This window comes from Citrobacter sp. wls827 (genome assembly GCF_005280875.1).
Classification (GTDB): Bacteria; Pseudomonadota; Gammaproteobacteria; order Enterobacterales; family Enterobacteriaceae; genus Citrobacter; species Citrobacter youngae.
Genome location: NZ_SZWR01000019.1, coordinates 259,939 through 270,530, shown reverse-complemented (window position 1 = coordinate 270,530; position 10,592 = coordinate 259,939). Strand labels below are relative to the sequence as shown.

Genomic DNA, 10,592 nt, shown 5'->3' with positions numbered 1-10,592 from the left:
CCGGCGGTTTTTTTTGTCTGCAAGGTTGAACTGTAACAAAACGCAACGCAGACTAATGACATTCAGATAATCGGGTGTCTCATGTCATTACTTTCTCGTTATTCCTTCTCTGTTAAACCCCAGGAGGCGATCCTCATTGTGATCACCATGTTCTGGGGCGGAACGTTTTTGGCTGTGCAATATGCTGTCACGCTGAGCGGTCCCTTTTTCTTTGTCGGCGTGCGTTTTGCCACCGCCGCGCTGGCGGTCGCGATTTTGTCGTTACACACACTGCATAAGCTGACATGGCTGGAAGTCAAAGCAGGGGTGGCAATCGGTATCGCCATTGCGCTGGGCTATAGCCTGCAAACCTGGGGACTACAGTTTATTCCCAGCAGTAAATCGGCGTTTATTACTGCGATGTACGTGCCACTGGTACCGCTTTTACAATGGCTGTGTCTGGGACGTATGCCCGGACTGATGCCGTGTGTCGGCATTGTGCTGGCTTTTATCGGGTTGATTTTTCTTGCCGGACCGGGAGGCAATTTACTGGCTTTAGGCGAAGGCGAGTGGATCACGCTCGCCGGTGCGGTGGCGATTGCGGCAGAAATTATCCTGATTAGCGCGTGGGCGGGAAAAGTGGATGTACGGCGGGTAACGGTAGTGCAACTGGCAACTGCTTCAATCGTAGCGTTTATTGCAATGGCCCCAGCCGGAGAGTCCGTACCGCCGATGTCAACCGGATTGCTGGTTGTGGCGCTGGGGCTGGGGATTTTCAGTGCGATTATCCAGGTCACCATGAACTGGGCGCAGCGCAGCGTTTCGCCGACACGCGCAACGGTAATCTATACCGGTGAGCCTGTATGGGCGGGGATTTTTGGTCGACTCGCAGGGGAACGTCTGCCGCTGCTTGCTCTGTTGGGGGCGGCATTCATTATCATTGGCGTACTGGTCAGCGAACTCAAGTTCAAAAAGAAGAAAGCCGTCCAGCAGGAGGCTCCGCCCGAGTCGCTTTAATTTAACGTTTCAGTGTGCGATTTGTTATGCTGGCGCCCTCAGAACAAGGAGAGGGTGCATGGCTCAAGGCGCAGAGAAAAAAACAGGTAAACGCTCGCAGGCCGTGAGTGCAAAACGCCAGGCTATCTTAACCGCGGCATTAAATGTCTTTTCCCAGTATGGCATTCATGGCACGCGTCTGGAGCAGATTGCGGAACTGGCGGGGGTGTCTAAAACGAATCTGCTTTATTACTACCCTTCTAAAGAAGTGCTCTATATTGCCGTATTACGCCAGATCCTCGATATCTGGCTGGCACCGCTGAAGGCCTTTCGCGAGGACTTTGCGCCACTGTCGGCGATTAAAGAGTACATCCGACTCAAACTGGAAGTGTCCCGTGATTATCCCCAGGCATCGCGACTATTTTGTATGGAAATGCTGGCAGGCGCGCCGTTGTTGATGGCTGAGTTAACTGGCGATCTCAAAACGCTGATTGATGAGAAATCTGCGCTGATTGCTGGGTGGATTAAAAGCGGGAAGCTGGCGCCGGTCGATCCGCATCATCTGATTTTTATGATTTGGGCTTCAACCCAGCATTACGCCGATTTTGCCCCACAGGTGGAGGCGGTGACGGGCGCAACGCTGCGTGATGAAGCCTTTTTTAACCAAACCGTTGAGAGCGTGCAGCGGATGATTATTGAAGGGATCCGCGTGCGTTAACCTGCCGGCGGTAACGGACAGCTTAAATCACCTTCTTCGCACTGTAAGAGCGAGGCGAGAAACGCTTCGCGCTCGTTGGTTTTGTCCGTTAAACACTGGCTGGTGATCATCGACTGTATGCTGCCGCCTTCCGTGCCTGAACTGATCAATGCGCAGTCCGCATCGCGCAGGGTAATCCATGCGACCTGTGCTTTTTTCAGTAAATCACGTTGGGTGGGGGCGGCGCGCTTCAGTGCATTCTGATAAGTATCATTTAGCTTTGCGTCGGCCGTCTTATACTGCTCAGCGGCGCAGGTATTCATTTCAATTTGGTTGTTTGCGTTGGCGCAGTCATCCGCCAGTGCGTGACTGCTTAGCAGCAGTGCGGCACAGGTCAGTACAATTCGTTTCATGCTTCCCTCTGGCTTCATAAAAAAGGCTCCGTTGCCGGAGCCTTAATTAACCACAACCTTAGCCGATTGTCATCAGGCTGGCGTTCCCCCCGGCAGCGGCAGTATTGACGCTCAGGGAACGTTCAATGTACAGCCTCTCCAGCAGAATATTGCTTTCGCCACGGGCAAAGCCCTGGACCGAAACAATCGCCCCTTCGCGGGCTGCCACAGATTCGCACAATGCGCGAAGCTGATCGGAATCGCCGTGGAAAATAACGGCATCAAACGGCTGCGAGGTGATGTTGTCCGCTTTGGCAAACTGAATACGCCCGGAAACCGCAGTTGGCAGACGTTTTGCCAGGTCGCGATGGAATGCATCATCAGGCCACAAGATTAAGCTACCAACGGAAGCCACCGCGGCAACCTGTACCAGTGCATCCTGCTCATCATCGGCGATACACAGCACGCTTTCGCGCGGCAACAGCGTCCAGGTATTGCGCTCGCCGGTTGGTCCTGGCAGCAAACGCTGGGTACCGGCCTGTGCCAGTTCGCCAAACTGCTGACAGAGCGCATGCAGCGACGGGCGATCGATTGCCCATGCGGTGAGTGCTTCCAGCGGTTGAATCAGCGCTGATTTAAGCTGTGCATCGACAGGATAGTCTGCATCCTGACGCGCAAGCGTAATGCCTAACGCATTTTCCGGACGGTTAGCCAGCAGGCGGTACAGATACAGCGGTCCACCCGCTTTTGGTCCGGTGCCTGACAAGCCTTCGCCACCGAATGGCTGTACGCCGACAACGGCACCGACCATATTGCGGTTAACGTACAGGTTACCCACATGCGCCGATCCCGTGACCTGGGCGATGGTTTCATCGATACGCGTGTGCACGCCCAGCGTCAGACCGTAGCCGGAGGCATTAATTTGCTCAATCAGGCTGCCCAGATTATTACGGGTGTAACGCACGACGTGCAGTACCGGACCAAACACCTCTTTTTGTAATTCATCGAAGCTTTCCAGCTCAATAAGCGTCGGGGCGATAAAGGTACCGGTTTGCCATTCCCGCGCATCGTCGCTATTTTCGCGCACGGCCTGGAACACCGGACGCCCTTTGGCGCGCATGGCCTGAATATGGCGCTCAATATTGGCTTTGGCTTCTTCATCGATAACCGGTCCAATATCGGTGGTCAGGCGGCCCGGGTTACCCATGCGGCATTCCGCCATCGCGCCGCGCAGCATTTTCAGCGTATGGTCGGCTACATCGTCCTGCAGACACAGGACGCGAAGCGCGGAGCAGCGCTGCCCGGCGCTGTCAAAGGCAGAGGCCAGAACGTCGACCACGACTTGTTCCGTCAATGCGGAGGAGTCGACAATCATTGCGTTCATCCCACCGGTTTCGGCGATAAGCGGGATTGGACGCCCCTGCGCATCGAGACGAGTCGCGATATTGCGTTGTAACAGCGTGGCGACTTCCGTGGAGCCGGTAAACATCACGCCGCGAACGCGCTCATCGGAAGTGAGCTGCGCCCCGACCGTTTCACCCTGACCAGGCAACAGTTGCACCACGCCCGGCGGGACTCCCGCTTCAAGCAAGATTGCGATGCCCTGGGCGGCAATCAGTGGGGTTTGCTCCGCAGGTTTCGCCAGCACGCTATTGCCCGCCGCCAGTGCGGCAGCAATCTGTCCGGTGAAAATAGCCAGCGGGAAGTTCCAGGGGCTGATACAGACCACCGGGCCTAACGGACGATGGGTTTCATTATCGAAGTCATCGCGGACCTGACCGGCATAATAGTGCAGGAAGTCTACCGCTTCGCGCACTTCCGCAATGGCGTTGCTGAAGGTTTTACCCGCTTCTCGCACCAGGATGCCAATCAACTGCTGCATCTGACCTTCCATCAGCACGGCGGCACGATGCAAAATAGCGGCGCGCTCTTGGGGCGGTGTAGCAAACCAGATTGGGGCATTATTGACGGCGTTCTGCAACGCCTGCTCCACTTCGCTGTGAGTCGCTTCACGCACGTAACCGACAATGTCTTTCGGTTCGGCCGGGTTGACGACGGGCGTCATTTCACCGTCAGCGACCGGTTGTTCAAGCATTGGTTTGGCGTGCCATTTTTGCAGCGCGCTATTGAGCAGGGCAGAGGACAGCGAGGCCAGACGATGTTCGTTAGCTAAATCCAGTCCGCCTGAGTTTTCCCGGCCTTTACCGTACAGGTCACGCGGCAGGGCAATCTTCGGATGCGGCAGCCCGGCCTGACCTTCCTGCTGTGCCAGTTTTTCAACGGCTTCGACAGGGTCGGCAACCAGTTCATCCAGCGGAAGGGTGGTGTCTGCAATACGGTTGACGAATGAGGTGTTGGCGCCGTTTTCCAGCAGACGACGCACCAGGTACGCCAGCAGCGTTTCGTGCGTGCCGACCGGCGCATAAATGCGGCATGGACGGTTCAGTTTGCCATCAGCGACTTTGCCGGTGACCTGTTCATACAGCGGTTCACCCATACCATGCAGACACTGGAACTCATACTGACCTGGATAGTAGTTTTGACCCGCTAACTGATAAATGGCCGCCAGCGTATGGGCGTTGTGGGTGGCGAACTGTGGGTAGATCAGATTCGGTACAGCAAGCAGTTTTTTCGCACAGGCCAGATAGGAAACGTCGGTGTACACCTTACGGGTATAGACCGGATAACCTTCCAGACCGTCCATTTGCGCACGTTTGATTTCGCTATCCCAGTAGGCGCCCTTAACCAGGCGGATCATCAGGCGACGGCGGCTGCGCGTGGCGAGGTCAATCAGGTAGTCGATAACATACGGGCAGCGCTTCTGGTAGGCCTGGATAACAAAACCGATACCGTTCCAGCCCGCCAGCTCAGGTTCAAAGCACAGTTTTTCCAGCAGATCGAGGGAGATTTCCAGTCGGTCTGCCTCTTCAGCATCGATATTGATACCGATGTCATACTGGCGTGCCAGCAGGGTCAGCGACTTCAGGCGCGGATAAAGCTCATCCATCACGCGGTCATACTGCGCGCGGCTATAACGCGGATGCAACGCCGACAGCTTGATAGAAATGCCCGGCCCTTCATAGATGCCGCGACCATTTGAGGCTTTACCAATGGCGTGGATTGCCTGTTGGTACGAAACCATATAAGCCTGGGCATCAGCGGCGGTTAGAGCCGCTTCACCCAGCATGTCATAAGAGTAGCGGAAACCTTTTTCTTCCAGTTTACGCGCGTTAGCCAGCGCTTCGGCGATAGTCTCTCCGGTGACAAACTGCTCCCCCATCAAACGCATCGCCATGTCGACGCCTTTACGCACCAGTGGTTCACCGCTCTTGCCGATAATACGGTTGAGTGAGCGTGAAAGGCTGGCTTCATTATGCGTAGAAACCAGACGACCGGTAAACAACAGCCCCCAGGTCGCCGCGTTGACGAAAAGTGACGGACTGCGTCCAATGTGCGACTGCCAGTTGCCGTTGCTGATTTTGTCGCGGATTAACGCATCGCGGGTTGCCTTATCAGGAATACGCAGCAAGGCTTCCGCCAGACACATCAGCGCGACGCCTTCCTGTGAAGAAAGGGAGAACTCCTGCAATAAACCCTGAACCATCCCTGCGCGCCCGCTGGCGGTCTTCTGGTTGCGCAGTTTGTCTGCCAACTGATAGGCCAGTTTATGGGCCTGCTCTGCGATGGGTTGCGGCAGACGAGCCTGCTCCATCAGCATCGGCACTGCGTCGGTTTCGGCGCGGCGGTACGCGGCGGTGATTGCTGCGCGGGAAACAGACTGCGGCAGGATCTGCTCGGCAAATTCAAGGAAAGGCTGGTGCGCTTCATTTTGTTGCGCAGTGGATTCCTCGCTCTCATTTGCCGCACCCGCCAGCAGAGCAGGCAGCTCCGGAAGCGCATCATCATTTTCCAGTCTTTCGAGATAATTAAAGATGGCCTGTTTGATAAGCCAATGCGGCGTGCGATCGATTCGTGATGCTGCTGTTTTAATCCGCTCGCGCGTAGCGTCGTCCAGTTTAACCCCCATCGTGGTGGTTCCCATGCCATTTACTCCTGTTGTACTGAAATACGGGTCTGATAGTTACCGAGAAATATCCACTATGTTGCAACTTTGTGCAACCGTGTTAAATGTGACTTGGTTTGCAAGCTTGGAAATGAATGAAATGTTAATAAAAATGAGTCTTATGATGTGGGCTGTAAAAATTACAGAATCTTTTTCTCTGCGGTAGTTAACACTTTTAAAAGGTGCAACCGAAAAAAATGTGAGAGAGTGCAACCTACAGAAAAATGCTATCTACTCTGGATCAAATTTGATGTAAATGGTGTGTTAAATCGATTGTGAATAACCATCGCTTCCGGCAGGATACGGTCGCCCTGGTCAACATAGATATCTTTGCCACGTTCCGGCAGGGTAATAAAACGGCAAGCCACGGCATTGCTGATACATAATTTTGGAGAGTTTTGATGGCTATTAGCACACCGATGTTAGTGACATTCTGTGTCTATATTTTCGGCATGATATTGATAGGGTTTATTGCTTGGCGTTCGACCAAAAACTTTGACGATTATATTCTGGGTGGACGCAGTCTGGGTCCGTTCGTAACGGCGTTGTCCGCCGGGGCATCTGACATGAGCGGCTGGCTGCTGATGGGGCTGCCTGGCGCGATTTTCCTGTCGGGGATTTCAGAAAGTTGGATCGCTATCGGTCTGGTATTAGGGGCATGGATCAACTGGAAACTGGTGGCCGGGCGTTTACGTGTACACACCGAATACAATAACAATGCGCTGACGTTGCCGGATTATTTTACCGGCCGTTTTGAAGATAAAAGTCGTATCCTGCGAATTATCTCCGCGCTGGTTATTCTGCTGTTTTTCACCATCTATTGTGCTTCAGGGATTGTGGCAGGGGCGCGTCTGTTTGAAAGCACCTTTGGCATGAGCTACGAAACCGCGCTGTGGGCGGGCGCGGCCGCGACGATCATTTATACCTTTATTGGTGGTTTCCTGGCTGTTAGCTGGACCGATACCGTCCAGGCCAGCCTGATGATCTTTGCTCTGATCCTGACACCGGTGATGGTAGTCATTGGCGTGGGTGGATTCGACGATTCGCTGGAAGTGATTAAACAAAAGAGCATTGAGAACGTGGACATGTTCAAAGGGCTGAATTTTGTTGCCATCATTTCCCTGATGGGCTGGGGTCTGGGCTACTTTGGTCAGCCGCATATTCTGGCGCGCTTTATGGCGGCAGATTCTCACCATAGCATTGTCCACGCACGTCGCATTAGTATGACCTGGATGATTCTGTGTCTGGCTGGCGCGGTTGCCGTTGGGTTCTTCGGCATTGCTTACTTCAATAACAACCCGTCGTTGGCGGGTGCCGTGAACCAGAATGCTGAGCGTGTGTTTATTGAACTGGCGCAGATCCTGTTCAATCCATGGATTGCCGGTATTCTGCTGTCTGCGATCCTCGCTGCGGTTATGTCGACGCTGAGCTGCCAGCTGCTGGTATGCTCCAGTGCGATTACCGAAGATTTGTACAAAGCGTTCCTGCGTAAAAATGCCAGCCAGAAAGAGCTGGTATGGATTGGGCGTATCATGGTGCTGGTCGTGGCGCTGGTGTCCATCGCGCTGGCGGCAAATCCAGAGAACCGCGTGCTGGGTCTGGTGAGCTACGCCTGGGCTGGCTTTGGTGCTGCCTTTGGTCCGGTTGTTCTGTTCTCCGTAATGTGGTCGCGTATGACCCGTAACGGCGCACTGGCAGGGATGGTCATTGGTGCAGTGACGGTTATCGTCTGGAAGCAGTTTGCCTGGTTGGGCCTGTATGAAATCATCCCGGGCTTCGTGTTCGGCAGCATCGGGATTGTGGTCTTCAGTCTGTGGGGGAAAGCGCCATCAGCAGCAATGCAGAAACGTTTTGCCGAGGCTGATGCGCATTATCATTCAGCACCGCCGTCGCGTTTGCAGGAAGAATAATCAGCCTCTGTCCTCAAGCCCGCCGTGTGCGGGCTTTTTTATTGACCCGGTCGTAAAACCGTCATAACCGTTACCTACCTAACCTTTTACATTCAGTCATCATTCTCAAAACATTCTGCTTGAGTTTTTCTTTGCTGTAATGATAATCACTATCACTGTAATTTACTTTTCTTTGCATCAGTTGACTGAGAATAACGTTAAAGGGTACTTCGCATGTTTGTTCCATTTCTAATTATGTTGCGCGAAGGGTTAGAGGCCGCGCTGATTGTCAGCCTGATTGCCAGCTACCTGAAACGGACTCAGCGTGGTCGATGGATTGGTGTGATGTGGATTGGTGTGTTGCTGGCGGCGGCGTTGTGCCTGGCGTTAGGCATTTTCATCAACGAAACCACCGGTGAATTTCCGCAAAAAGAACAGGAGCTGTTTGAAGGCATCGTGGCGCTCATTGCCGTGGTGATCCTGACCTGGATGGTCTTCTGGATGCGTAAAGTATCGCGCAACGTCAAAGTACAACTGGAACAGGCTGTCGATAACGCGTTACAGAAAGGCAATCATCATGGCTGGGCGCTGGTGATGATGGTCTTTTTTGCCGTTGCCCGTGAAGGGCTGGAGTCTGTCTTCTTCCTGCTGGCGGCATTTCAGCAGGATGTGGGTATCTGGCCACCGCTAGGTGCGATGCTGGGACTGGCTACCGCAGTGGTACTGGGTTATCTGATTTATCTCGGTGGGATTCGCCTCAATCTCGGGGCTTTCTTTAAATGGACCAGCCTGTTCATTTTGTTGGTTGCCGCAGGCCTTGCTGCGGGGGCCATTCGTGCATTCCACGAAGCCGGGTTATGGAATCATTTCCAGGACGTGGCGTTTGACCTGAGCAGTGTGCTGTCGACGCATTCGCTGTTTGGCACATTAATGGAAGGGATCTTCGGTTATCAGGAAGCGCCAAGCGTTAGTGAAGTCGCTGTCTGGTTTATCTACCTGATACCGGCGTTGATTATGTTTGCACTACCGCCGCGTTCAGGCACTACGGCATCGCGTACCGCACCTTGATAAAAACGCGATGCAGAATACTTTTTAGTTACAACATACTTATTTATAGGGATAGGTTATGACGTTTAATTTTCGCCGTAGTGCGCTGCAGTTGGGTATTGCCGCGCTGTTTGCATCCGCTTTTTCTGCACAAGCCGCCGATATTCCGCAGGTGAAAGTCACGGTTAACGACAAACAGTGTGAACCGATGACGATCACGGTTAACGCCGGGAAAACGCAGTTCATCATCCAGAACCACAGCCAGAAAGCGCTGGAGTGGGAAATTCTTAAAGGCGTTATGGTGGTTGAAGAGCGCGAAAACATTGCACCAGGCTTTAGCCAGAAAATGACCGCTAACCTGCAGCCAGGCGAATATGATATGACCTGCGGTCTGCTGACCAACCCGAAAGGCAAGCTGATCGTGAAGGGGACTGCAACGGCAGATGCCGCGCACAGCGACGCTCTGCTGAGCCTGAGTGGTGCAATTACTGAATACAAAGCCTATGTAACGGCAGAAACCGCGCAACTGGTGACAGGCACGAAAGCCTTCACGGATGCCATTAAAGCAGGCGATCTGGAGAAAGCCAAATCGCTGTATGCGCCAACCCGCCAGCATTATGAGCGTATTGAACCAATTGCCGAATTGTTCTCCGATCTCGACGGCAGCATTGATGCGCGTGAAGATGATTATGAGCAAAAAGCCGCCGATCCGAAATTCACCGGCTTCCACCGCCTGGAGAAAGCGCTGTTTGGCGACAATACCACTAAAGGTATGGACAAGTACGCCGACCAATTAAACAGTGATGTTCTTGACCTGCAAACGCGTATTAGCGAGCTGGCTTTCCCACCGTCTAAAGTGGTTGGCGGAGCAGCAGGGCTGATTGAAGAAGTTGCTGCCAGCAAAATCAGTGGGGAAGAAGATCGCTACAGCCATACCGATCTGTGGGATTTCCAGGCCAACGTCGATGGTGCGCAGAAAATTGTCGATCTCCTGCGTCCTCAATTACAAAAATCCAATGCTGAACTGCTGGCGAAGGTGGATGCGAACTTCAAAAAAGTCGATACCATTCTGAGCAAGTACCGTACCAAAGACGGTTTTGAAACCTATGACAAACTGACCGATGCCGATCGCAATGCGCTGAAAGGGCCAATCACGACGCTGGCGGAAGACTTGTCGCAATTACGCGGTGTTCTGGGTCTGGATTAAGCACTATGCAGCAAGAAAATGAAAACGGCGTGAGCGAACCGTCACGCCGACGTTTACTGAAAGGGATGGGCGCCCTGGGTGGGGCGCTGGCGCTGGCGGGTGGATGCCCGGTCGCTCACGCGCAAAAAACGCAAAGCGCGCCGGGAACACTGTCACCTGATGCACGCAGTGAACAACAACCGTTTTATGGCCAGCACCAGGCCGGGATCCTGACGCCGCAGCAAGCCTCAATGATGCTGGTGGCGTTTGATGTGCTCGCCAGTGATAAGGCTGATCTTGAGCGTCTGTTTCGTTTACTAACCAGCCGGTTTGCGTTTCTAAC

General features: G+C 53.7%; 8 protein-coding genes. 6 read left to right on the top strand and 2 right to left on the bottom strand.

Going from position 1 to position 10,592, the window contains the following annotated elements:
- The first annotated feature begins 81 nt into the window (after positions 1–81).
- Positions 82–996 (top strand): DMT family transporter, encoded by a 915-nt coding sequence (locus FDX03_RS16570; RefSeq protein WP_137346259.1) that lies wholly within the window; start codon positions 82–84, stop codon positions 994–996.
- A gap of 58 nt (positions 997–1,054) precedes the next feature.
- Positions 1,055–1,693 (top strand): HTH-type transcriptional regulator RutR, encoded by a 639-nt coding sequence (gene rutR, locus FDX03_RS16565; RefSeq protein WP_101741504.1) that lies wholly within the window; start codon positions 1,055–1,057, stop codon positions 1,691–1,693.
- Here the strand turns inward: rutR and FDX03_RS16560 are convergent.
- Positions 1,690–2,085: a lysozyme inhibitor LprI family protein gene (locus FDX03_RS16560; RefSeq protein WP_005122117.1), complete on the bottom strand. Its 396-nt coding sequence runs from the start codon at positions 2,083–2,085 to the stop codon at positions 1,690–1,692. The two genes, rutR and FDX03_RS16560, sit on opposite strands and share 4 nt — an antisense overlap.
- Before the next feature lie 58 nt (positions 2,086–2,143).
- Positions 2,144–6,106 (bottom strand): trifunctional transcriptional regulator/proline dehydrogenase/L-glutamate gamma-semialdehyde dehydrogenase, encoded by a 3,963-nt coding sequence (putA, locus tag FDX03_RS16555; RefSeq protein ID WP_137346258.1) that lies wholly within the window; start codon positions 6,104–6,106, stop codon positions 2,144–2,146.
- A gap of 422 nt (positions 6,107–6,528) precedes the next feature.
- On the opposite strand from putA, the gene putP reads away from it, so the two are divergent.
- The 4 genes from putP to FDX03_RS23545 all read left to right on the top strand — a co-directional run.
- Positions 6,529–8,037 carry a sodium/proline symporter PutP gene (gene putP / locus FDX03_RS16550; RefSeq protein WP_137346257.1) on the top strand — a complete coding sequence of 503 codons (1,509 nt, stop codon included), beginning with the start codon at positions 6,529–6,531 and terminating at the stop codon, positions 8,035–8,037.
- 213 nt (positions 8,038–8,250) lie between these two features.
- The gene (efeU, locus tag FDX03_RS16545) at positions 8,251–9,084 is read left to right on the top strand and encodes an iron uptake transporter permease EfeU (RefSeq protein ID WP_137346256.1); all 834 of its coding nucleotides are present in this window, start codon (positions 8,251–8,253) and stop codon (positions 9,082–9,084) included.
- Positions 9,085–9,142: 58 nt separating this feature from the next.
- On the top strand, positions 9,143–10,270 hold the full coding sequence (gene efeO, locus FDX03_RS16540) for an iron uptake system protein EfeO (RefSeq protein ID WP_048212076.1): 1,128 nt from the start codon (positions 9,143–9,145) through the stop codon (positions 10,268–10,270).
- Between the two features lie 5 nt (positions 10,271–10,275).
- Positions 10,276–10,592 (top strand): Dyp-type peroxidase domain-containing protein (locus FDX03_RS23545; RefSeq protein WP_249357090.1); only part of this gene is annotated, 317 nt, incomplete at its 3' end.